The sequence below is a fragment of the Amycolatopsis sp. NPDC104587 genome, assembly GCF_055583645.1.
Genome location: NZ_JBVJNO010000010.1, coordinates 276176 through 302759 on the forward strand (window position 1 = coordinate 276176; position 26584 = coordinate 302759).

At 74.9% G+C, this 26584-nt stretch carries 1 protein-coding gene; it reads left to right on the forward strand.

Annotated features, from left to right (window positions below; all coding sequences use genetic code 11):
* A complete protein-coding gene (locus tag ACZ61C_RS31100) occupies positions 1-26574 on the forward strand; it encodes a type I polyketide synthase (RefSeq protein WP_465311401.1) in 26574 nt (8857 codons plus the stop codon).
* Positions 26575-26584 lie beyond the last annotated feature (10 nt).

Here is a 26584-nt window from a genome sequence, read left to right on the forward strand (position 1 = left end):
ATGGACAACGAACAGAAGCTCCGGAGCTACCTCAAGCGGGCGAGCGCGGACCTCGTGCGCACCCAGCGGAAGCTCGAGGAGCTGGAGAGCCGCGCGGCCGAGCCGGTCGCGATCGTCGGGGTCGGCTGCCGCTACCCCGGCGGGGTCGCCGGGCCCGAGGACTTCTGGGAGCTGCTGAGCTCCGGGCGCGACGGCGTCACCGGGCTCCCGGCCGACCGCGGCTGGGACCTCGGCGCGCTCGCCGCGGACGGCGGCGAGGCGGCGATGTCCGGCGGCTTCCTGCTCGACGCGGCCGAGTTCGACGCGGGCTTCTTCGGCATTTCGCCGCGGGAGGCGGCCGAAATGGACCCGCAGCAGCGGATCCTGCTCGAGACGGCGTGGGAGGCGGTCGAACGCGCCGGGATCGTGCCCGCGACGCTGAAGGGCACCCGGACCGGCGTGTTCGTCGGGGCGATGGCCCAGGAGTACCTGACCGGCGCGGCCGGCCCGTCCGAAGGCTTCCTGCTGACCGGCAACACGAACAGCGTGCTGTCCGGCCGGCTGGCCTACGTCCTCGGCCTGGTCGGCCCGGCGGTCACCGTGGACACCGCGTGCTCGTCGTCGCTGGTCGCGATCCACCTGGCCGCGCAGTCGCTGCGCGCGGGGGAGTCCGAGCTGGCCCTGGCCGGCGGGGTCACGGTGATGTCCGCGCCGACGACGTTCGTGGAGTTCAGCCGCCAGGGCGGGCTGTCCCCGGACGGCCGCTGCCGCTCGTTCGCCGACTCCGCCGCCGGCACCGGCTGGGCCGAGGGCGCGGGCGTGCTGGTGCTGGAACGGCTTTCCGACGCCCGCCGCCACGGCCACCCGGTGCTCGCCGTGGTCCGCGGCAGCGCGGTCAACTCCGACGGCGCCACGAACGGCCTCACCGCGCCCAACGGCCCGTCCCAGCAGCGCGTGATCCGCGAGGCGCTGAAGGCGTCCCGGCTCGCGCCCGCTCAGGTCGACGTCGTCGAGGCGCACGGGACCGGCACCACGCTGGGCGACCCGGTCGAGGCGCAGGCGCTGCTGGCGACCTACGGGCAGGACCGGCCGGCGCCGCTGCTGCTCGGTTCGGTGAAGTCGAACTTCGGGCACACCCAGGCCGCCGCGGGGGTCGCCGGGGTGATCAAGGTCGTGCTGGCCATGCGCGCGGGCCTCGTGCCGCCGACGCTGCACGTCGACACGCCGTCGTCCCATGTGGACTGGACCGCAGGGAGCGTCGAGCTGGCCACGGCCGCGACGCCGTGGCCGGAGACCGGTGAACCGCGCCGCGCCGGCGTTTCGTCGTTCGGGCTGAGCGGCACGAACGCGCACGTGATCCTCGAGCAGGCCCCGGCCGCCGAGGAACCGGCTCCCGAGCGCGTCACGCGACCGGTGCCCATCGTGGTCTCGGGCCGGTCCGAGGACGCGGTGCGCGCGCAGGCCGCGCGGCTGGCCGACCTGCTCGACCGGGGCGCTCCGCTCGCCGACGTCGGGTTTTCGCTCGCCACCGCGCGCACGGCGTTCGACGTCCGGTCCACTGTGGTCGGTTCGGAGCCCGCCGCGGTCGCCGAAAGCCTGCGGGAGCTGGCGTCCTTCGGCTCGCCGCGGCTCAAGGGACGGACCGCGTTCCTGTTCACCGGTCAAGGCTCCCAGCACCTCGGGATGGGCCGGGTGCTGCACACCGCCTACCCTGTGTTCGCGGCCGCGTTCGACGAAGCCCTCGACCGGCTCGAGCCCGGCTTGCGCGACGTCGTGTGGGGGACCGACGCCGACCGCCTCGCGGACACCGCCCAGGCCCAGCCCGCGATCTTCGCCGTCGAGGTCGCGCTTTTCCGGCTCCTGGAGTCGTGGGGCGTCCGGCCGGACGCCCTGGCGGGCCACTCGGCGGGGGAGATCGCCGCCGCCCACTGCGCCGGGGTGCTCTCGCTCGACGACGCCTGTGCGCTGGTGTCCGCCCGCGCCCGCCTGATGGGCGCGTTGCCCGCCGGGGGTGCGATGGTCGCGGTGCGTGCGTCCGAAGAGGACGTTCGCGCGGCCCTTGTGGACGGTGTCGACATAGCGGCCGTCAACGGCCCGGCGTCCGTCGTGGTGTCCGGTGTGGAGGATGCGGTCCTGGCCGTCGCCGCGCGGTTCGAGCGCACGACGCGGCTGCGCGCCTCCCACGCGTTCCACTCGCACCTGATGGACCCGATGCTGCCCGCGTTCCGCGAGGTGGTCTCGGCGCTGACCTTCACCGAGCCGTCAGTGCCGCTGGAGACGGCGGGCGACGTCACCGACCCGGAGTTCTGGGTGCGGCACGTGCGCGACACCGTCCGGTTCGGCGACGTCCTCGCACGCCTCGCCGGGTCGGGGGTGAACCGGTTCGTCGAGGTGGGGCCGGAAGCCGCCCTGACGCCGCTGGTCGACGTGCCCGGCGCGCTCGCCGTGCCGATGCTGCGTAAGGACCGCGACGAGACCACCGCCGTCGCCGAGGCGCTCGGCCGGCTGCACGGCGACGGCGTCGCTGTGGACTGGACCGCTTTCTTCGCCGGGACCGGCACCCGGGCCGACCTGCCCACCTACGCCTTCCAGCGGCAGCGGTTCTGGCCGCGTGACACCGGCCGCGGCCGCGGCGACCTGCGGTCGGCAGGGCTGCGCAGCGTCGACCACCCGCTGCTGGGCACGGCGGTCGAGGTCGCCGACGCCCGCGGCCTGCTGCTGACCGGCCGCCTGGACGCGGGCACGCACGCCTGGCTCGCCGACCACCGCGTCGGCGGCGCGGTGGTCGTGCCCGGCACCGCGCTGCTGGAGCTGGCCGTGCGCGCCGGCGCCGAGACCGGCTGCCCGGACGTCGAAGACCTGACGCTGACCCGGCCGCTGGTGCTCGGCGCGGAGCGGATCGTCGTGCAGGTCTGGGTCGGCGCCCCCGACGAGCAGGGCCGCCGGCCGGTGGCCGTGCACTCCCGCCCCGACGGCGAGGTCAGCTGGACCTCGCACGCCGTCGGCCGGCTGGCCGAGCGTCTCGGCACCACGGCCGAGGTCCCCGAGACCTGGCCGCCCGCGGACGCCACGGCCGTCGACCTCACCGGCTTCTACGACGAACGCGAGTACGGCCCGGCGTTCCAGGGCCTGCGGGCGGCCTGGCGGGCCGGCGACGACGTCTTCGCCGAGGTCGCGCTCCCCGACGACGTCGAGGCCGAGACCTTCGACCTGCACCCCGCGCTGTTCGACGCGGCCCTGCACGCGGCGGCGCTCTTCGGCGGCCCGGGCGGGGTGCCGTTCTCGTGGCAGGACGTCGCCGTGCGCGCGGTCGGCGCGACCGCGCTGCGCGTCACGCTGCGCAAGACCGGCGACGAGACCCTGGCGCTTTCGCTGACCACGCCGGACGGCGACCTCGTCGCGGCGGCCGGATCGCTGACCGTGCGCCCGATCGTGACCGAGGCCCCGGTCAGCGGCGGCGGGATCCACCGCGTCGACTGGACCGAGCCCGTCACCGGCGTCACGGACGCCGACGCCGACGTCGTCACCCTGGCCGTCCCGGACGGCACCCCTCCCGAAGCCGCCCGCGCGCTCGCGGAAGAGGCCCTGGACCTGGTGCGCGAACGGCTGACCGAGGACGCGCGCCGGCTGGCGCTGGTCGTTCCGGCCGGGCTGCCCGGGGCCGCCGCGCGCGGGCTCGTGCTGGCTGCGCAGCAGGAGCACCCCGGCCGGTTCGTGCTGGTCGAGTCCGCCGAGCCGGTCGCCGCGGACGTCCTCGAGACGGCTCTGACGACCGGTGAGCCGCGGCTCCTGGTCCGTGACGGGCGGATCCTCGCGCCCCGGCTGGTGCGCACGACGACCGGCGAGCCGGGGGAGTGGAACCCGGCCGGGACCGTCCTGGTCACCGGCGGCACCGGCGAGCTCGGCCGCGCCCTCGCCGGGCACCTCGTGCGCGACCACGGCGTCCGGCACCTGCTGCTGGTGAGCCGGCGCGGAGCCGCGCCGGAGGGCCTGGTCACCGAGCTGGCCGGGCTGGGCGCGGACGTCACCGTCGCCGCCTGCGACGTGGGCGACCGCGACGCGCTGGCCGCGCTGCTGGCCGGGATCCCGGCCGCGCACCCGCTCACCGCCGTCGTGCACGCCGCCGGCGTCCTCGACGACGGGCTCCTCGACCGCCTCGACGCCGGTCGCCTCGCGAAGGTGTTCGCGCCGAAGGCCGACGCCGCGTGGCACCTGCACGAGCTGACCCGCGACCTCGAGCTCGACGCGTTCGTGCTGTTCTCCTCGCTGGCCGGCACGCTCGGCGCGGCCGGCCAGGCCAACTACGCCGCGGCCAACGCGTTCCTGGACACCCTCGCCCGGGAACGCCGGGCCGCGGGACTGCCCGCGGTGTCGCTGGCGTGGGGCCCGTGGGGCGGTGACGGCATGGCGGGCGCCGCCGGTGGCCGCTTCGCCCGGCTGGGCATCCCGGCGCTCACCGAGGCCGAGGGGTTAGCCCTGTTCGACGCCGCGCTGGCGGCCGGGGAGCCGGCCGTCGTGCCGGTCCGGTTCGACCTGCCGGTGCTCGCCGCGCAGCCGGACCCACCCGCCCTGCTGCGTTCGCTGGCCGGCGGCCGCCGCGCGGTGCGGGCCGCCGGGGGCGCCGGCCGGCTGGCGCAGCAGCTGTCCACTTTGGACGACGCCGGCCGGGTCGCGCGGGTGACCGACCTGGTCCGCCGCGAGGTCGCCGCCGTGCTCGGCCACGCCGGCGCCGCGGCGGTCGAGCCGTCGCGCTCGTTCGCCGAACTGGGCTTCGACTCGCTGACCGCCGTCGAGCTGCGCAACCGCCTCGACGCCGCGACCGGCCTGCGGCTATCCGCGACCACCGCGTTCGACTACCCCACCCCGGCCGCCCTCGCCGACCACCTGCGCGACCGGCTGCTCGGCGCCGACGCGGGCGCTGCGGTCCGCACCCGGGCGGCCGTCGCCGACGACGACCCGATCGTCATCGTCGGCATGAGCTGCCGCTTCCCCGGCGGCATCACCTCGCCGGAGGACCTCTGGACGGCGGTGGCCGAGGGCCGCGACACGACGTCGCCGTTCCCGGTCAACCGCGGCTGGGACCTCGGCGCGCTCTACCACCCGGACCCCGACCACCCCGGCACGTCCTACACCCGCGAAGGCGGTTTCCTGCACGACGCGGGCGAGTTCGACGCCGCGTTCTTCGGCATGAGCCCGCGCGAGGCCGAAGCCACCGACCCGCAGCAGCGCCTGCTGCTGGAGGCGTCCTGGACGGCGATCGAGCGCGCCGGCATCGACCCGCGCACCCTGCGCGGCAGCACGACCGGCGTGTTCGCCGGCGTGATGTACCACGACTACGGCCTGGTGCTGGCCGGCGGCGACTTCGAGGGCTTCCAGGGCAGCGGGACGGCGGCCAGCGTCGTGTCCGGCCGCGTCGCCTACACCCTCGGCCTCGAAGGGCCCGCGGTCACCATCGACACCGCGTGCTCGTCGTCGCTGGTGGCACTGCACTGGGCGACCCAGGCGCTGCGCTCGGGGGAGTGCTCGCTCGCGCTCGCCGGCGGGGTGACGGTGATGTCCACCCCGAACTCGTTCGTCGAGTTCTCCCGCCAGCGCGGCCTTTCCCCCGACGGCCGGTGCCGGTCCTACGCGGACGACGCCGACGGAGTCGGCTGGTCCGAAGGTGTCGGTGTGCTGGTGCTGGAGCGGCAGTCGGACGCGCGCCGGCACGGGCACCGCGTCCTGGCCGTGGTGCGCGGCTCGGCGGTGAACTCCGACGGCGCGTCCAACGGCCTGACCGCGCCGAACGGGCCTTCGCAGCAGCGGGTGATCCGTGCGGCGCTGGCCACCTCCGGTCTGTCCACTGCGGACGTCGATGTGGTCGAAGGGCACGGCACGGGCACGACTCTGGGCGACCCCATCGAAGCGCAGGCACTCTTGGCCACCTACGGCCAGGACCGCTCGACGCCGTTGCTGCTCGGTTCGGTGAAGTCCAACATCGGGCACACCCAGGCCGCGGCGGGTGTCGCGGGCATCATCAAGATGGTCCTCGCGATGGAGCACGGCACGGTGCCGGGCTCACCGCACGCGGGCGAGCCGTCGTCCCATGTGGACTGGACGGAAGGCGCGGTGTCGCTGGCTTCGGCCACGACGCCGTGGCCGGTGTCGGACCGGCCGCGACGCGCGGGTGTCTCGTCGTTCGGCATCAGCGGAACCAACGCGCACGTCGTGCTCGAAGCGGCCCCGGCCGTCGAGCAGGCGGCCGTCGACACGCTCGAAGACGCGCCGCTGGTGCTTTCGGCGCGGACCGCCGAGGGGCTGCGGGCGCAGGCCGCGAACCTGGCCCGGCTCGACTTCCCGCGCGGTGACCTGGCGTGGTCGCTGGCGACGACGCGGACGGCGTTCGAACACCGGGCCGTGGTGCTCGGCTCGACGGATGCGCTGGCCGCGCTCGCCACGGGTGCGCCCGCGCCTGGTGTGGTGAGCGGCGTCGTCACCGGCGGCGGCCTCGCGTTCGTCTTCCCCGGCCAGGGTGCGCAGCGGCTCGGCATGGGCCGCGAGCTGGCCGCGCGGTTCCCGGTGTTCGCCGACGTCTTCACCGACGTGCTGGACCGGTGCGACCCGGGTCTCCGCGGCGTGGTCTGGGGTTCGGACGCGGCCGCGCTGGAGCGGACCGGGAACGCGCAGCCGGCGCTGTTCGCGTTCGGCGTGGCGGCGTTCCGGCTGCTGGAGTCGTGGGGCGTGCGCCCCGATGTCGTCGCGGGGCACTCGGTCGGTGAGATCGCGGCCGCGCACGTGTCGGGAGTGCTGTCGCTGGACGACGCGTGCACGCTGGTGTCCGCCCGGGCGCGGCTCATGGAGGCGCTGCCGGGCGGCGGGGCGATGGTCGCGGTGCGCGCGTCCGAAGAGGACGTTCGTGCGTCTCTTGTGGACGGCGTGGACATCGCCGCGGTGAACGGTCCTGCGGCCGTGGTGCTGTCGGGGGTCGAGGAGGCCGTGCTGGCGGTCGCGTCCCGCTTCGGCAAGTCGACGCGGCTTTCGGTGTCGCACGCGTTCCACTCGCACCTGATGGACCCGATGCTGCCCGCGTTCCGCGAGGTGGTCTCGTCGCTGACCTTTTCCGCGCCCTCGCTGCCTTTCGTCTCCCACGGCGACGTGTGTTCGCCGGAGTACTGGGTCGAGCACGTACGCGCGACGGTCCGGTTCGCGGAGACGGTCGAGGACGCGGCGTCGACGTACCTGGAGCTGGGTCCGGACGGCACGCTGTCGGCGCTGCTGGACCGGCCCGGAACGGTGCCGCTGCTGCGCAAGGACCGGCCCGAGCCGGAGTCGGCGGTGTCGGCGCTGGCGACCCTGCACACGCGCGGCTGCCCGGTGAACTGGCGCGAGTACCTGGGCGGCGGACGCGTGGTCTCGTTGCCGACGTACCCGTTCCAGCGTGAGCATTATTGGGCTTCGGCTGCTCCCCGGCTTGCGGAGCAGCCGGAGGGCCCGCTGTGGGAGGCGATCGGCCGCGGCGACGCATCGGAGCTGGCCGGGTTGCTGGACCTGGGGGAGGAGCAGCGCTCATCCCTCGAGACGCTCCTCCCGGCATTGACCGGCTGGCGCGACCGCCGGGCGGCCGAGGAGACGGCGAAGTCCTGGCGGTACCGGACGGAGTGGCACCCGTTCCGGACGGCGGAAGCCCCGGTGTTGGGCGGCCGTTGGCTGCTGGTGACGGAATCGGCGGAGGAGGGAGCCGAGCTGGAAGCGGCCCTCGCCGCCCACGGCGCAACGGTGACCCGCATCGTGACCTCGGATCTCGATGAACCTTTCGACCGCGCCGCCCTCGCCGTCGCGCTCGCCGCTGCCGGGCCCGCCGACGGCGTCATCCACCTCCCCGCCGCCGATGACCACGGCCTGCGCGACCTCCTCACCCTCGTCCAAGCCCTCGGCGACGCCGACCTCGACCTCCGCCTCTGGTGCCTCACCACCGGCGCCGTCGCCACCCCCGGTGACCACGCCCCCGATCCCGCCACCGCGCGCCTCTGGGGCTTCGGCCGCACCGTCGCGCTCGAACAACCCGCGCTCTGGGGTGGCCTGATCGACCTCCCCGCCACCGTCGACCTCCCCACCGGCCGCCGCCTGGCCGCCGTCCTGGCCGGCACCGGTGAAGACCAGATCGCCCTGCGGGCCCAAGGCGCCTTCGGCCGCCGGATCACGCGGTACCGGCCGGTCGACGCTCCGGGCCGCTTCCAGGCGCGCGGCACCGTCCTGGTCACCGGGGGCACCGGCGCCCTCGGCGCGTCCGTCGCGCGGTGGCTCGCGAACGCCGGGGCCGACCACCTCGTGCTCGTCAGCCGCCGCGGCTCCGACGCGCCCGGTGCGGACGAGCTCGAACAAGAACTCACCGCCGCCGGGGCGCGCGTCACGATCGCGAAGGCCGACGTCGCGGATCGCGCCGCCGTCGAAGCCCTGCTCGAGCAGCACCCCGATCTCACCGGCGTCGTCCACACCGCGGGGGTCGCGCAGGCGATGGACCCCGTGCACACCACGGACTTCGCCGAGCTGACCCGCGTCACGGCCGCCAAGACCGACGGCGCCGCGCACCTCGATGCCCTGCTCGCCGGGCACGACCTCGACTTCTTCCTGCTCTTCGGCTCCGTCGCCGGCGTCTGGGGCAGCGGAGGCCAGGCCGCCTACGCCGCCGGGAACGCCTACCTCGACGCCCTCGCCGAAGCACGCCGGAGCAACGGCCGCCGGGCGACCGCCATCGCTTGGGGCGCCTGGGCCGAAGAAGGCATGGCCACCGACGAGCACGTCGCCGGTCAGCTGAGCCGCCGCGGCCTCGGCTTCCTCTCGACCGAAAACGCCCTCGCCGAGCTCGAACGCGCCCTCGTGCGGGACGACACCACCGTCGTGGTCGCCGACGTCACCTGGGACACCTTCCTGCCCGTCTTCACCGCCACCCGCCCCACCCGGCTCTTCGACGCGTTCGCCGAGGCCCGGCCCGAACCAGTGAGCGCCGTCGTCAGCGCCTTCGCCGCCCGCTTCGCCGGGATGTCCGAGGACGAACGCGACCGCGCCCTGCTCGACCTGGTCCGCGCCGAAGCCGCCGCCGTGCTCGGGCACGTCACCGCGGACGCCGTCGCCGAAGAACGCGCTTTCCGCGACCTCGGCTTCGACTCGCTCACCGCCGTCGAGTTCCGCCGCCACCTCGCCGAAGCGACCGGCCTCGCCCTGCCCGCGACGCTGGTCTTCGACCACCCGACCCCACTCGCGCTGGTCGCGTTCCTGCGGGCCGAGATCGACGGTTCGGGCACCGCCGACGCCGTCGTCGCGACGACCGGCGCCACCGACGAGCCGATCGCCATCGTCGGCATGGGCTGCCGCTTCCCCGGCGGGGTCACCACGCCCGAAGAACTCTGGACCCTCGTCACCGGCGGCGTGGACGCGATCTCGCCGTTCCCCGGCGACCGCGGCTGGGACGCCGCCGGCCTGTTCGACCCCGACCCCGAACGCGGCGGCAAGACCTACTCGACGCTCGGTGGTTTCCTCGAGAACGCCGCCGAGTTCGACGCCGGCTTCTTCGGCATCTCGCCGCGCGAGGCGCTGTCGATGGACCCGCAGCAGCGGCTGCTGCTGGAAGTCTCGTGGGAAGCGTTCGAACGCGCGGGTGTCGACCCGGCCACCGTCCGGGGCAGCCGGACCGGCGTCTTCGTCGGCTCGAGCTTCCAGGACTACGGCGTCGCCACCGGTGACGGCACCGAGGGCCACCTCGTCACCGGCACCATCCCGAGTGTCCTTTCCGGACGGTTGTCGTACCTGTTCGGCTTCGAAGGCCCGTCGGTCACCGTCGACACGGCGTGTTCGTCGTCGCTGGTCGCGCTGCACCTGGCGTGCCAGTCGCTGCGCTCCGGCGAATCCGAGCTGGCCATCGCCGGCGGCGTCACGGTGATGGCGTCACCGGACCCGTTCGTCGCGTTCAGCCGCCAGCGGGCCCTCGCCTTCGACGGCCGCTGCAAGGCGTTCTCCGACGAAGGCGACGGGATGTCGCTCGCCGAAGGCGCCGGGATGCTCGTGCTGGAAAGGCTTTCCGAGGCCCAGCGGCTCGGTCACCCGATCCTCGCGGTCGTCCGCGGCACCGCCGTCAACTCCGACGGTGCGTCCAACGGCCTCACCGCGCCCAACGGCCCGTCGCAGCAACGGGTCATCCGCCAGGCGCTGGCCAACGCCGGGCTCGCACCGTCCGAAGTGGATGCCCTCGACGCGCACGGCACCGGCACCGCCCTCGGCGACCCCATCGAAGTCCAGGCGCTGCAGGCCACCTACGGCCGGGACCGCGAGCGGCCGCTGCTGGTCGGCTCGGTGAAGTCCAACATCGGGCACACCCAGTCGGCCGCGGGCGTCGCCAGCCTGATCAAGATGGTGCACGCCATGCGCCACGGTGTGCTGCCGCGCACGCTGCACGTCGCCAAGCCGTCCACGAAGATCGACTGGGCGGCCGGGGCGGTCGAGCTGCTTGCCGAGGAGACGGCCTGGCCGGAGACCGGGCACCCGCGCCGGGCCGGCGTTTCGTCGTTCGGCATCAGCGGCACCAACGCCCACGCGATCATCGAAGCGGCGCCCGCTCTCGACGTGGTACCGGAGCCGTCGCACTCCGGAACGGTCGTGTGGCCGCTGTCGGCGAAGAGCGCGCCCGCGTTGAAGGCGCAGGCCTTGCGGCTCGTGGACTTCCTCGACGAGCAGCGCCTTGTCGACGTCGGCTGGACCCTCGCCCACGCCCGCGGGACGTTCGAGCACCGGGCCGTGGTGGTCGGCGAAGACGCCGCCGACCTGCGGCGCGGCCTGACCGCGCTGGTCGGCGACACCGCCGATCCCGCGCTTGTGCAGGGCGTGGCCAAGCGGTCGGGCGCGCCGGTTTTCGTTTTCCCCGGCCAGGATTCGCAGTGGCCGGGGATGGCCCGCGAACTCATGACGTCGTCGCCGGTGTTCGCCGCCCGGCTGGCCGAGTGTGCGGCCGCGCTTGAGCCTTTTGTGGACTGGTCGCTCGCGGACGCGCTTCACGACGACACGGTGACGAGTGTCGACGTCGTGCAGCCGGTGCTGTGGGCTGTGCTGGTGTCGCTGGCGGAGCTGTGGCGTGCGCACGGCGTCGAGCCGGTCGCCGTGATCGGGCACTCGCAAGGGGAAATCGCTGCCGCGTGTGTCGCTGGTGCACTGTCCCTTGAGGACGGTGCACGGGTGGTGGCGTTGCGGTCGAAGCTGATCGCATCGGGTCTTTCGGGGCACGGGGCGATGCTGTCGGTCGTCGCGGGCGGCGACGAGGTGCGTGCGCTGATCGGCGACCTGGCCGACCGGATCGCCGTCGCCGCGGTGAACGGGCCGCGTTCGGTGACGGTGTCCGGCGAGCCCGCCGCGCTGGCGGAGTTCGAGGTCCGGCTGGCCAAGGCCGGGCTGATGCGCTGGCGGCTGGACGGGGTCGACTTCGCGGCGCACTCGCCGCAGGTCGACGGGATCGCCGCCGAGCTGGCCGAGCTGCTGGCTCCGGTGTCCCCGCGCGACACCGGCGTCCGGTTCTACTCGACGGTCACCGGCGGCCTCGTCGAGCCGGGGGAGCTGACCGGTGACTACTGGTGCCGCAACCTGCGCGGCACGGTCGAGTTCGCGGCGGCGCTGGCGGCCGCGGTCGCCGACGGGCACGCGGTGTTCGTCGAGTCGAGCCCGCACCCGGTGTTCGGCATGGCGATCGGGGAGCTGGCCGAGACGGCCGGCGTCCCGGTCACGGCGCTCGGCACGCTGCGCCGCGACGACGGCGGCGCCGGCCGGTTCCTGAAGTCCCTCGCCGAGGCGCACACGCGGGGGGTGGCGGTCGACTGGGCGGACACGCTCACCGGCGGCCGCCGTGTGGACCTCCCGACCTACGCGTTCCAGCACGAGCACTACTGGGCCATCGACGAAGCTCCAGCCCCCACCGCGCCGGCCGACGACGAGCTGTGGCAGGCCATCACCCACGACGACCGTGCCGACTTGCTCGGCCTCGACGACCGCCAGCAGACGGCGCTCGAGGACTTGCTCCCGGCGTTGTCGGCATGGCACGCCCGCCGCGACGAAGAGTCCACGGTGGACTCCTGGCGCTACCGGATCACGTGGCGCCCGGTCCGCCCGGCCGGGACGACGCTGTCCGGCACCTGGCTGGTCCTCGGGGACGGCGCAGACGTTGCCGAAGTCCTGCGTGGTCACGGCGCGGACGTGCGCGAGATCGCTGTCGACGGTGACGTGGCAGCCGCGCTCGGCGACCTCGAAGGCATCACCGGGATCGTCTCCCTCCTCGCCGCCGACCACACTCCGACCGACCACCCCGGGCTCGACCGCGGCCTCCTCCGCACCCTTTCGCTCGTCCAAGCCGTCGCTGGGTGTGAGCCTGCTCCGCGCGTCTGGGCGCTTACCCGCGGGGCCGTCTCCACCGGGCCCGCCGATCCCGTCCGTGACCCCGCGCAAGCCCAGGTCCACGGCCTCGGCTGGTCCGCCGCCCTCGAACACCCCGCGCAGTGGGCCGGGCTCGTCGACCTGCCCGAAACCCTCGACCCCGCCGCCGCCCGGCGGCTCGTCGCCGTGCTCGCCGGGGCGGGACACGAAGACCAGCTCGCCGTCCGCTCAGGTGGCGTCTTCGCGCGGCGGCTCGTGCCCGCCCCGGTCAAAGACACGCCGCGGCGGGCCTACCGCGCCCACGGCACCGCCGTCATCACCGGGGGGACCGGCACCCTCGGCCCGCACCTGGCCCGCTGGCTCGCCGCCGAGGGCATCGAGCACCTCGTGCTCACCGGACGCCGCGGTCCGGACGCGCCCAACGCCCAAGCGCTCCGAGACGAGCTCGGGACCTCGGCCGAGGTCGTCTCGCTCGACGTCACCGACCGCGACGCCGTCGCCGGCCTGATCACCAGGCTGAAGAGCGAGGGCCGGCGGATCACCAGCGTCGTGCACACCGCCGCCCACATCGCGCTCGCCCCGCTCACCGGCACCACCCCGGCCGCCTTCGCCGAGGTCCTCGACGCCAAGGTGACCGGCGCCGCCAACCTCGACAGCGTCCTCGACGAGCTGCTCGACGAAGGCGAGCTCGAGCACTTCGTGCTGTACTCCTCGACCGCCGGCCTGTGGGGCAGCGGGGACCACGGCGCCTACTCCGCGGCCAACGCCCACCTCGTCGCCCTCGCCGAGCAGCGGCGCGCCCGCGGGGTGCCCGCCACCACCGTCGCCTGGGGCATCTGGGCCGACGACCGGGAGCTGGGCCGGGTGGACCCCGGCCGGATCCTGCGCAGCGGCCTGCGGTTCATGGAACCCCGGCTCGCGCTCGCCGGGCTGAAGCGCGCGCTGGCCGACGACGAGACCTCCCTGCTCATCGCCGACCTCGACTGGGACCGCTACCACCCGGTGTTCACGTCGGTGCGGCCGAGCCCGCTGTTCTCCGAGCTGCCCGCGGTCCGGCGGCTCGCCGCGACGGCCGACGACACCGCCGACGCCTCGGCGTTCGCGAGCCGGGTCCGGGCGCTGCCCGCGACCGCCGCCCGCCGGCTCGTCATCGACCTCGTGCGGGCCGAGGCCGCCGCCGTGCTCGGGCACACGAGCGGGGACGCCGTCGAGGCCGACCGCGCGTTCCGCGAGCTGGGCTTCGACTCGCTCACCGCGGTCGACCTGCGCAACCGCCTCGAGGTCGTGACCGGCCTCAGCCTGCCCAGCACCGTGGTGTTCGACTACCCGAACGCGGCCACCCTCGCCGGCTTCATCCTGTCCACAGTGGATGGTCCGGTGGTGGGCGAGACCGCCGTCGCGGCGACCGCCGTCGACGAGCCGATCGCCATCGTCGGCATGAGCTGCCGGTTCCCCGGCGGGGTCACCTCGCCGGAAGCCTTGTGGGAACTGGTCATCGGCGGTGGCGACGCGATCTCGTCGTTCCCGCCCGACCGCGGCTGGGACGCCGCCGGGCTGTTCGACGCCGACCCGGACCGCAGCGGCAAGACCTACTCGACGCTCGGCGGTTTCCTCGACGGCGTCGCGGACTTCGACGCCGGGTTCTTCGGCATCTCGCCGCGTGAGGCGTTGTCGATGGACCCGCAGCAGCGACTGCTGCTGGAAGTCGCCTGGGAGACCTTCGAACGCGCCGGGGTCGACCCGGCCGCGGCGCGGGGGAGCCGGACCGGGGTGTTCGTCGGCGCCAGCTACCAGGACTACGGCTCGACCGTGCTCAACGCGGCCGAGGGCTCCGAAGGCCACATGATCACCGGCGCGGTGTCGAGCGTCCTTTCCGGCCGGATCGCCTACCTGTTCGGGCTGGAAGGCCCGGCCGTCACGCTCGACACGGCGTGCTCGTCGTCGCTGGTCGCGCTGCACCTGGCCTGCCAGTCGCTGCGCTCCGGGGAAAGCTCGCTCGCCCTCGCGGGCGGGGTCACGGTGATGGCCACCCCGGCGCCGTGGATCGGGTTCAGCCGCCAGCGCGCGATGGCGCCCGACGGCCGCTGCAAGGCCTACTCCGACAACGCCGACGGCATGAGCCTCGCCGAGGGTATCGGGCTGGTGCTCGTCGAACGCCTGTCCGACGCCCAGCGCAACGGCCACGAGATCCTCGCGGTGGTCCGCGGCTCGGCGATGAACTCCGACGGCGCGTCCAACGGCATGACCGCGCCGAACGGCCCGTCCCAGCAGCGCGTGATCCGCCAAGCCCTCGCGAGCGCCGGACTGTCCACGTCGGACATCGACGCGGTGGAGGGCCACGGCACCGGCACCCCGCTCGGCGACCCGATCGAGGTTCAGGCGCTGCAGGCCACCTACGGCCGCGACCGCGAGCGGCCGCTGCTGCTCGGCTCGGTCAAGTCCAACCTCGGCCACACGCAGATGGCGTCGGGCATCGCCGGGGTGGTCAAGCTCGTCATGGCGATGCGCCACGGCGTGCTCCCGAAGACTCTGCACGCGGACACACCGTCGTCGCACATCGACTGGTCCGGCGGGGCGATCCGGCTGCTCGACGAAGTCGCGGACTGGCCGGATACCGGTGCACCCCGGCGAGCCGCCGTGTCCTCGTTCGGGCTGAGCGGCACGAACGTCCACACGGTACTGGAGCAGGCACCGGAACCGGCCGAGGCGCCGGAACCGAAGACACTCGGGACCGTGCCCGTGGTGGTGTCGGCCCGGTCGCCGGAAGCCCTGCGCGCCCAGGCCACCCGGTTCGGGGCGTGGTCCGGCGAACCGGCCGACCTCGCCTTCACCCTGGCCACGGCCCGCGCCGACCTGAGTCACCGCGCGGTCATCCTGGCCGCCACCCGCGACGAAGTCCGAAGTGGCCTGAAGGCGATCGCCGAGGACGAACCCGCCGCGCACGTCCTGCGTGGCATCTCGACCGCCCGGCCCACGACGGCGTTCTTGTTCACCGGCCAGGGCAGCCAGCGGCCGGGCGCCGGACGGGAGCTGTACGAGCGGTTCCCGGTGTTCGCCGAGGCCCTCGACGACGTCCTCGCGCATCTCGAGCTGGACCGGCAGCTGCTCTTCGCCGAGCCGGGCACCCCGGAAGCCGCGCTGCTGAACGAAACCCGCCACGCGCAATCGGCGCTGTTCGCGATCGAGGTCGCGCTGGTCCGGCTCCTGGAGTCCTGGGACGTGCGGCCCGACCACGTCGCCGGGCACTCCGTCGGCGAGATCGCCGCCGCGCACGTCGCCGGGGTGCTGTCCCTGGCCGACGCGGCCACCCTGGTGCAGGCCCGCGGCCGGCTCATGCAGGCCCTCCCGGCCGGCGGCGCGATGGTCGCGATCCGCGCGACCGAGGCCGACGTCCGCGCCCAGCTCCCCGACGACGTCGACGTCGCCGCGGTCAACGGCCCGGAGTCCATTGTGGTCTCCGGCCCCGAGGACGCCGTGCTCGCCTTCGCGGAGCGGTTCGAGAAGACCCGCCGGCTCACCGTTTCCCACGCGTTCCACTCCGCGCTGATGGAGCCGATGCTGGCCGAGTTCCGCGCCGCCATCGCCGGGCTCACCTTCTCCGCGCCGGAACTACCCTTCGTCTCCACCGTCGCCGGTGCGGACCTCGCCGACGGCCCGGACTACTGGGTCCGGCACGCCCGGGAAGCCGTCCGGTTCGCCGACGCGGTCACGACCCTGGACGAAGCCGGGGTCACCGCCTACGTCGAACTCGGTCCGGACGCGGTGCTGTCGGCGATGACCACCGCGAAGCCGATGCTGCGCAAGGACCGGCCGGAGGACGAGACTGTCGCCGCGGTGCTCGGCGACCTGCACACGCGCGGGTACCGGCCCGACTGGGCCGCGTTCTTCGCCGGGACCGGCGCCCGCCGGGTCGACTTGCCGACGTACGCGTTCCAGCGGTCCCGCTACTGGCCGGAGCCCGTGCCCGCGGCGCCGGAGGCCGACACCGGTTTCTGGACCGCGCTGGAGGCGGCGGACGTCGAAGAGCTGTCGTCCACGTTGGACGTCGACCGCGCCGCGCTCGGCACCGTCCTGCCCGCGCTCACCGCCTGGCGCCACCGCGTGCGCGAAGAGTCCGAAGTGGAAGACTGGCGCTACCGCGTGGTCTGGCGCCCGGTCCGCACCGAGCCCGCCGCGCCGAGCCGCGTGCTCGTCGTGGCCCACGACGACCCGTGGGCGCACTCGGTCGCCGAAGCCATCGGTGGTACCCGTGTCGAGCCGGGCGCCGAGCTGACCGAAGCCGACCACGTGCTTTCGCTGCTGACCGACCCGGCCGAATCCCTGCGCCTCGCGCAAGCGGTCGGGGACCGGGCCCCGCTGTGGTGGGCCACCCGCGGCGCCGTCAGCACCGGCGCGGCCGACCCCGCGCCCGACCCGCGCGCGGCCGCGCTCTGGGGCCTCGGCCGGGTACTGGGCCTGGAACAACCGCACCGCTGGGGCGGGCTCGTCGACCTTCCCGAGGTCCTCGACGCCCGCGCCGTCGGCCGCCTGTTCGCCGTCCTGCGCGGAATCGGCGACGAAGACCAGGTCGCCATCCGCCCCTCGGGCGTCTTCGCCCGCCGCCTCGCCACCGCACCAGCCGCCCGTATAACGGACTACACCCCGCGCGGCACGGTGCTGGTCACCGGTGGCACGGGCGGCCTGGGCGCGGAGGTCGCACGGCAGCTCGCCGACGCAGGCGCTGGACACCTCGTGCTGCTCAGCCGCCGCGGCCTGGACGCACCGGGGGCAGCCGAACTGGCCGCCGAGCTGAATGCGACCGTCGAGGCTTGCGACGTCTCCGACCGCAACGCGCTGGCCCGGGTCATCGCGGCGATCCCGGACCTGACCGCCGTGGTGCACACCGCCGGTGTGGTCGACGACGGCACCACCGGCTCGCTGACCGCCGAGCAGTTCGAGAACGTGTTCGCGGCCAAGTGCCGCGGCGCGGAGCACCTCGACGAGCTGACCGCGGACCTCGACCTCGACGCGTTCGTGCTGTTCTCCTCGACCGCCGGCACGTTCGGCGCGGCCGGGCAGGGCAACTACGCGGCCGCCAACGCCCACCTCGACGCGCTCGCCGCGCGCCGCCGGGCCGCCGGCCGGGTCGCGACGTCGATCGCGTGGGGCCCGTGGGCGGGCGCCGGCATGCTCGGCGGCCAGGCGGGGGTGCAGGACCGCGTCGGCCGCGGCGGGCTCGCGCTGCTGCCGCCGGAGCGCGCCGTCGCGGCGATGCGGCGCGCGATCGGCGCCGGCGACACCGAGATCCTCGTCGCGGACATCGACTTCACGCGGTTCGTGCCCGCCTTCACCCTCGGCCGGCCGTTCCCGCTGCTGGCCGACCTGCCGCGCGCCAAGGCCGTGCTCAGCGAGGCGCGGGAAGCGGAGGAGCGCGGCGACCTGCGCGGGACGCTGGCCGGGCTGCCGCCCGCGGACCGCGAGAAGCACCTGCTGGGCCTGCTGCGCACGCAGGTCGCGATGGTGCTCGGCCACGCCGACGCCGGCGCGGTCGCCCCGGACGCCGCGTTCGCCGACCTCGGGTTCGACTCGCTCACCGCGGTCGAGCTGCGCAACGGCATCGGCGCGGCGACCGGGCTCACGCTGCCGTCGTCGCTGGTGTTCGACCACCCGACCCCGCGCGCGCTCACGACGTTCCTGCTCGGCGAGCTGCTCGGCGCCGACACGCCGGTGACCACCCAAGTCATCACCCGCGCCACCGCGGACGACCCGATCGTGATCGTCGGCATCGGCTGCCGCTTCCCCGGCGGCATCACCTCGCCGCGCACCTTCTGGCAGCTCCTGGAAGACGGCGGAGACGCGATCGGGCCGTTCCCGGCCGACCGCGGCTGGGACCTGGGGAAGCTCGGTGACGGCCACGGCGGGTTCCTGCCCGACGCCGCCGGGTTCGACGCCGCCTTCTTCGGCATCTCCCCGCGGGAAGCCCTGGCGATGGACCCGCAGCAGCGCCTGCTGCTGGAGACGTCGTGGGAGTCGCTGGAGCACGCCGGCATCAACCCGGCGAGCCTGCGCGGCACCGACACCGGCGTGTTCGTCGGCACCAACGGCCAGGACTACACCGGTCTGCTGCTCACCTCCGACGCCGACGTGGCCGGGCACATGGCCACCGGCACCACGGCGAGTGTCCTTTCCGGACGGTTGTCCTACACGCTCGGCCTGGAGGGCCCGGCCGTCACGGTCGACACGGCGTGCTCGTCGTCGCTGGTCGCCCTGCACTGGGCGGCCCGTGCGCTGGCCGACGGCGAGTGCTCCCTGGCGCTGGTCGGCGGGGTCACCGTGATGACCAGCCCGTTCTCCTTCACCGAGTTCGACGCCCAGGGTGGCCTCGCCGGCGACGGCCGGTGCAAGGCGTTCTCCGACCACGCCGACGGCACGGCCTGGTCGGAAGGCGCGGGGGTGTTCGTCGTCGAGCGGCAGTCCGACGCGCTCCGGCACGGCCACGAGATCCTCGCCGTGGTGCGCGGGTCCGCGATCAACCAGGACGGCGCGTCCAACGGCCTGACCGCGCCGAACGGCCCGTCGCAGCAACGCGTGATCCGCGCGGCACTGGCCGACGCCGGGCTGTCCACTTCGGACGTCGACGTCGTCGAGGCGCACGGCACCGGCACCACCCTGGGTGACCCGATCGAGGCCCAGGCGCTCCTGGCGACCTACGGCCAGGACCGCGAGACGCCGGTGCTGCTGGGGTCGGTGAAGTCCAACCTCGGGCACACCCAGGCCGCCGCGGGTGCCGCGGGCGTGATCAAGATGGTGCTTTCCCTCGGCCGCGCCGTGGTGCCGAAGACGCTGCACGTCGGCGAGCCGTCGTCCCATGTGGACTGGACGGCCGGGTCCCTGGACCTGGTCACCGAGCCGACCGCGTGGCCGGAGACGGCCCGTCCGCGTCGTGCGGCCGTGTCGTCCTTCGGGGTCAGCGGCACGAACGCGCACGTCATCCTGGAAGCCCCGCCCGCCCGGGACGTGGTGCCCGGGACCGCGCCCGCAGTGGTGCCGTGGCCGGTGTCGGCGCGTTCCGAGACGGCGCTGGCCGCGCTGCTGTCCACGGTGGACGGCGAGGCGCTCGACACCGGGTTCACCCTGGCCACCGGCCGGGCCGCGCTCGACCACCGTGCGGTGCTGGTCGGCGGCGAGGTCGTGAGCCGGGGCGTGGCCCGCGAGCGGGTCACCGCGTTCCTGTTCTCCGGCCAGGGCGCCCAGCGCCTGGGCATGGGCCGCGGGCTGTACGCGCGGTACCCCGTGTTCGCCGATGCCTGGGACGAGGTCTGCGCGCACCTCGGGACGGCGCTGGGCGACGTCGCATGGGGCGAGGACGCGGCCGAGCTGGACCGGACCGGCTGGGCGCAGCCCGCCTTGTTCGCGTTCGAGGTCGCCGCGTTCCGGCTCCTGGAGTCGTGGGGCGTGCGCCCGGACTTCGTGGCCGGGCACTCGATCGGCGAGGTTGCCGCGGCCCACGTGGCCGGGGTGTTTTCGCTGGAAGACGCGTGCACGCTCGTCGCCGCCCGCGCCCGGCTGATGCAGGCGCTGCCCGAGGGTGGCGCGATGGTCGCGCTGCGAGTGTCCGAAGAGGACGTTCGCGCGCGGCTGACCGACGGGGTCGCGATCGCCGCGGTCAACGGCCCGGAGTCCGTCGTGCTCTCCGGTGAGGAAGACGCCGTGCTGGCGGTGGCCGAGATCTTCGGCGGCGGACGGCGGCTCACCGTGAGCCACGCCTTCCATTCGCCGCTGATGGACCCGATGCTCGACGACTTCCGGGCCGCCATCACCGGGGTACGGTTCGCGACCCCGGTCATCCAGCTGGTCACCGGTGGTGATGTCACCGATCCCGAGTACTGGGTGCGCCACGTCCGCGAGACCGTCCGCTTCGGCGACACTCTCGACCGGCTGGCCGAGGTGACGCTGTTCGTCGAGGTCGGGCCCGATGCCGCGTTGGCGCCGCTGGTCGACGATCGCCTGGTCGTGCCGCTGCTGCGTCGTGGAAGGTCCGAAGAGGACAGTGCGGCGATCGCGCTGGGCGCGGTGTTCACCGCGGGCGTGAACCCGGACTGGGCCGCGTGGTTCGCCGGCACCGGCGCCCGTCGCGCGGAGCTGCCGACCTACCCCTTCGAGCACGAGCGCTACTGGCCCGAGGTGGTCACGGGCGGCCCGGCCGACGACGGTTTCTGGGCCTCGGTCGACCGCGCCGACACCGCCGGGCTGGCCGAGCAGCTCGCTGTCGACCCGGCCGCGGTCGACGCGGTCCTGCCGGCCCTCGCCGCCTGGCGGCGCAAGAAAGCCGAGGTGGCCGCGGCCGACAGCCTGCGCTACCGGATCGCCTGGCAGCCGGTCACCGTCGCCGAGCCGAAGCCCGCGAACATCGTGGTCGTCCCCGGCGACGACCCCGAATGGGCCGAGCGGGTCACCGAAGCCCTCGGAGCCGGCCGCGACCTAGCAGGCGCCGACCTCGTCGTGTCGTTGCGGGAAACCGTTGCGGAAACAAGGGAACTGCTCGCCGAGGTCGACGTCCCGATCTGGTGCGTGACGCGCGGCGCCGTCGCCGTCACCCCGGCCGAGAGCGTCGGGGGCCCGGCCGCGCTGTGGGGCTTCGGCCGAGTCGCGGCCCTGCACGACCCGATGCGCTGGGGCGGGCTCGTCGACGTCCCGGCCGAGCTGGACACCCGGGCCGCGGCGCGGCTGCGCGCGGTGCTCGGCGGGGACGAAGACCAGGTCGCCGTCCGCGCGGCCGGGGTCTACGGCCGCCGCCTTACCCGCGCCACCGCGGGCGGGGAACGCTGGGAGCCGCGTGGCACCGTGCTCGTCACGGGTGACGGCCCGGCCGCGCTCCTCGCGGACCACTTGCCCGGTGTCGACGTCGTCCGCGATCCGGCCGCACTCGCGGGACCGCCGGACGCGGTCGTCCACAGTGGAAGCCTCGAAGAGGCCCGGCGGTACGCGGAGTGGCCGCTCGAAGCGTTTGTTCTGCTCACCTCGGTTGCCGGGGTCTGGGGCGTGCGCGGCCGCGGGGACGAAGCCGCCGAGGCCGCCGAACTGGAAGCCTTCGCCCGGCAGCGGCGGGACCGCGGGGAACCGGCGACCGTGGTCGCGTTCTCGGCCTGGGCGGGCGCCGGTGAGGACGAAGCCCACCTGTGGGACAGCGGGCTGCCCGTGCTCGACCCGGCCGCCGCGACCACCGCGCTGCTCGCCGCGGTGCGGTCGGCCGACCTCACCACGGTCGTCGCCGACGTCCGGTGGGACCGCTTCGGCCCGGCGTTCACCGCGCCTCGCCCGAGCCCCCTGCTGTCACCGCTGTTCACCCCGGCTCCGGCGACCGGGCCCAGCCTGCGCGACGTGCCGCCCGGCGAGCGCTCCGACGTCGTCCTGGAGCTGGTCCGGACGGCGGCCGCGACCGTGCTGCGCCACACCGGCACCGACCGGATCGAACCCGGCCGCGCGTTTTCCGCGCTGGGCTTCGACTCCCTCACCGCGATGGACCTGCGCACGGCTCTGAGCGCCGAAACGGGGCTGCGGCTGCCGGCGACGCTGGTCTTCGACCACCCGACCCCGCGCGAGCTGACCACGTTCCTCCTCGCCGAGCTCTTCGGCGACGAAGAAGAAGTCACCACCGAAGCCGCCCCGGCGGCGCTCGGGGACGACCCGGTTGTCATCGTCGGCATGAGCTGCCGCTACCCCGGCGGCATCGGCTCACCCGAGGACCTCTGGCGGGCGGTCGTCGACGAGCGGGACGTCGTCGGCGGCTTCCCCGCCGACCGCGGCTGGGACCTCGCGACGCTGACCGGGGACGGCCCCGGCAGCAGCGCCGCGAAGGAAGGCGGCTTCCTGCACGACGCGGCCGAGTTCGACCCCGGCTTCTTCGGCATCGCACCGCGCGAAGCGATCGTGATGGACCCGCAGCAACGCCTCGTCCTCGAAGTGGCCTGGGAGGCGTTCGAACGCGCCGGCATCAACGCCACCGGGCTGCGCGGCGGTGACACCGGCGTGTACATCGGCGGCGGCTCGGGCGACTACACCCCGCCCACCGACACCCCCGGCCACCAGGCCACCGCGCAGGCCGCCAGCCTGCTCTCCGGCCGCGTCTCCTACACCTTCGGGCTGGAAGGCCCGTCGGTGAGCATCGACACCGCGTGCTCGTCTTCGCTGGTCGCGCTGCACCTCGCCGCCCAGGCGCTGCGGTCGGGGGAGTGCTCCCTCGCCGTCGCCGGCGGGGTGATGGTGATGTCGAGCCCCACCGGGTTCGTCGAGTTCGGTGAGATGGGCGCGCTGTCGAAGGACGGGCGCTGCAAGGCCTTCGCCGACGCCGCCGACGGCACCGGCTGGTCCGAAGGTGTCGGCATGATCGTGCTGGAACGCCAGTCCGACGCGCGCCGCCACGGGCACCGGATCCTCGCCGTGGTGCGGGGTTCGGCGGTCAACTCCGACGGCGCGTCGAACGGGCTCACCGCGCCCAGCGGCCCGGCCCAGCAACGCGTGATCAAGCGCGCCCTGGCCGTGTCCGGGCTGGCGCCGTCCGAAGTGGACGCCGTCGAAGCGCACGGCACGGGCACGAAGCTCGGCGACCCGATCGAGGCGCAGGCCCTGCTGGCCACCTACGGCCGCGAGCGCGAACGGCCGCTGCTGCTCGGGTCGGTGAAGTCCAACCTGGGCCACACCCAGGCGGCGGCCGGTGCGGCCGCGGTGATCAAGATGGTGCTGGCCATGCGGCACGGGCTGCTGCCGAAGACCCTGCACGTCGACAAGCCGTCCGAGCACGTCGACTGGTCGGCCGGCCGCGTCGCGCTGCTCACCGAAAGCACGCCGTGGCCGGAGACCGGGCACCCGCGCCGGGCCGGGATCTCCGCGTTCGGCGCCAGCGGCACCAACGCCCACCTGGTGCTGGAGCAGGCGCCGCCGGCCGAGCCGCGCCCGGCCGGCGCCCCCGCGACCGTCCCGGTCCGGCTGTCCGCGCGCGGCGACGACGGCCTGCGCGCCCAGGCCCGCGCCCTGCGCGACCACCTGGTCGCGCATCCCGAGCTCGAGCTGTCCGACGTCGCCTTCTCGGCGGCGGCGACCCGCGCGTGGTTCGAGTCGCGCGCGGTCGTCGTGGCCGGGGACCGGGAAGAGCTGCTGACCGGGCTCGGCGCGCTCACCGCCGGGACGCCGTCGCCTCTGGTGCACACCGGCGAGCCGGCGACCGGGAAGCTCGCGTTCCTGTTCTCCGGCCAGGGTTCGCAGTACCCGGGCATGGGCCGCGACCTGTACGAGCGGTTCCCGGTGTTCGCCGCCGCGTTCGACGAGGCCTGTGCGCACCTGGACCTCGAGTTGCCCGGCTCGCTGCGTGACGTCGTCTTCGGTGACGACGCCGACCTGCTGGCGCAGACCCGGTGGTCGCAGCCGGCGGTGTTCGCGGTGGAAGTCGCGCTTTACCGGCTCGTCGAGTCGTGGGGTGTGCGGCCCGACCACCTCGCCGGGCATTCGATCGGCGAGTTCGCCGCCGCGCACGCGGCCGGCGTGCTGTCGCTGGCCGACGCCTGCACGCTGGTCGCCGCCCGCGGGCGGCTCATGCAGGAGCTGCGGGGCGGGGCGATGGCCGCGCTGCAGGTCACCGAAGCCGAAGCGGAGGAGCTGATCAGCGGGCGGCCGCTGTCGATCGCCGCGGTCAACGGGCCCGAGGCGGTGGTCGTCTCCGGCGACACCGACGCGGTGGCCGAGGTCGCGGACCTGGTCGCGGCCCGGGGCCGAAAGTCTAGACTTTTAAGGGTCAGCCACGCGTTTCACTCGTCGCATATGAACGCGATGAGGGACGAGTTCGGGCGGATCGCCGCGGGGGTGCAGTTCGCCCCGCCGGCGCTCCCGGTCGTGTCCACCGTCACCGCGTCGCCGGTCACCGACGAGCTGGGCACGCCGGAGTACTGGGCCGACCACGTCCGCCGGCCGGTGCTGTTCGCCGGCGCCGTCGCCGCGCTCGACGGCCTCGGCGTCACCAAGTACCTCGAACTGGGCCCGGACAGCACCCTCGCGGCGCTGACCCGGACGCTCACCGGCGAGTCCGCCACCGTCACCGCCGCCCTGCGCGCCGGCCGTGAAGACGCGCCGACGCTGGTCTCGGCCCTCGCGCGGCTCGACGTCACGGGCACGCCGGTCGGCTGGGCGGGCCTGTTCGACGGGGCGCGCCCGGTCGACCTGCCCACCTACCGGTTCCACCACGAACGCTTCTGGCCGGACACGCCGGCGGTCACCGTCACGCCGGACTTCCTGACCGGCCTCGACGCCGACGTGCTCGCCAAGGAGATCGACGTCGACCCCGCCGCGCTCGACGCCGTGCTGCCCGCCCTGCTGGACCTGCAGCACCGGCGCGCGCAGCAGTCCACTGTGGACGAACTGCGGTACCGCGTCGGCTGGAAGCCGCTCGGCGGCGCTCCGGGTGCGGTGCCGGACGGGACGTGGCAGGTCGTCGTGCCCGCCGGCTTCGCCGAAGACCCGTGGGTCGCCGGTGTGGTCGAGGCGCTCGGCGCCGAACTGGTGGAGTTCACCGGCCCCGAGAGCGTGGAACGCGCCGATGTCACCGGCGTCGTTTCCCTGCTGGGCCTGGACGAATCCACCCCGACCGCGGGCGCCGCGGCCACCACCGCCTTGCTGCAGGCCCTCGCGGCCACCGGCAGCGCGGCCCGGCTGTGGTGCCTGACCCGAGGCGCGGTCACCGCCGTGCCGTCGGACCGGGTCACCTCGATCGCGCAGGCCGCGCTGTGGGGCCTGGGGCGCGTCGCGGCGCTGGAGCAGCCGCAGCGCTGGGGCGGTCTGGCCGACCTGCCCGCCGACCTCGACGACCACGCTTTCGCCCGGCTGGGCGCGGTGCTCGCCGGGACCGAGGACCAGGTCGCGGTGCGGGCGGCGGGCACGTTAGCCCGGCGCCTCGTGCGCGCCCCGGCCGGACCGCCGGCGCGGGCATGGCGGCCGCGCGGCACCGTGGTCGTCACCGGCGGCACCGGCGCGCTCGGCAAGCACGTCGCCCGCTGGGTGCTCAGCGAAGGCGCCGCGCGGGTCGTGCTCACCGGCCGCCGCGGCCCGGACACTCCCGACGCCGTTGCGCTGCTGGCCGACCTCGGCCCGCGGGCTTCGGTCGTCGCGTGCGACCTGACCGACCCGGCCGCCGTCCGCGAGCTGCTCACCCCCGACGTCACCGCGGTCATCCACGCGGCGGGCGTGCTCGACGACGGGGTGCTCGAAGGCTACGGCTCGGACCGGTTCGACAGCGTCTTCGCGGCGAAGGCCGCGTCCGCGCTGGTGCTCGACCGCGTGTCCCGCGAACTCGAGCTCGACGTCTTCGCGTTGTTCTCCTCGGCGTCCAGCTCGGTCGGCAATGCCGGCCAGGCGAACTACGCCGCGGCGAACGCCGTGCTCGACGCCGTCGCCGAACGCCGGCGCGCGGACGGCCTGCCGGGCACCTCGATCGCCTGGGGCGCTTGGCGGGCGGGCATGGCCGAGACCGCCGACGCGGCGGCCCGCGCCCAGCGCACCGGCACCCGCCCGGTGCCGCCGGAGCTGGCGCTCACCGCGTTCGCGCAGGTCGTGCTCGCGACCGACGCGGCGCCGGTGGTCGCCGACATCGACCACGCGACGTTCCTGCGCGCCTTCACCGCGGCCCGGCCGGCCCCGCTGCTGACCGACCTGCCGGAGTACCACCGCCTCACCGCGGAAGCGCCGGTCACCGCGGGTGCGGTGCTGCGGGAGCGGCTGGCCAAGCTGCCGGTGTCGGACCGCGAGAAGGCCGCGCTCGACGTCGTCCGCACCCAGGTTGCCGCCGTGCTCGGGTTCTCCGGGCCGCACGCGGTCGACCCGGAGCGGCCGTTCTCCGGGCTCGGGTTCGACTCCCTGAGCGCGATCGAGCTGCGCAACCAGCTCGCCGCGGCGACCGGGCTCGACCTGCCCGCGACCCTCGTGTTCGACCAGCCGTCCCCGGCCGTGCTCGCCGCCGACCTGGTGCGACAGCTCGCCGGTGACGAGCAGGACCCCGGCGACGTCGACACCGAGCTGCGGGCCCTGCTCGCGGCCGTTTCCCCAGCGCGCCTGCGGGAAAGCGGCGTGCTGGACACCTTGCGCCGCCTGGCCGGGCCCGACCCGGCCGGGGACGAGGCCGCCGACTTCGACGGCATGTCGGTCGACGACCTGGTCCGCGCGGCACTCGACGGCGAGGCCACCTGACCCCCGATGA

Excerpts from the sequence above, each read along its gene's own strand:
- ACZ61C_RS31100 (WP_465311401.1), top strand. The coding sequence starts at position 1 with ATGGACAACGAACAGAAGCTCCGGAGCTACCTCAAGCGGGCGAGCGCG.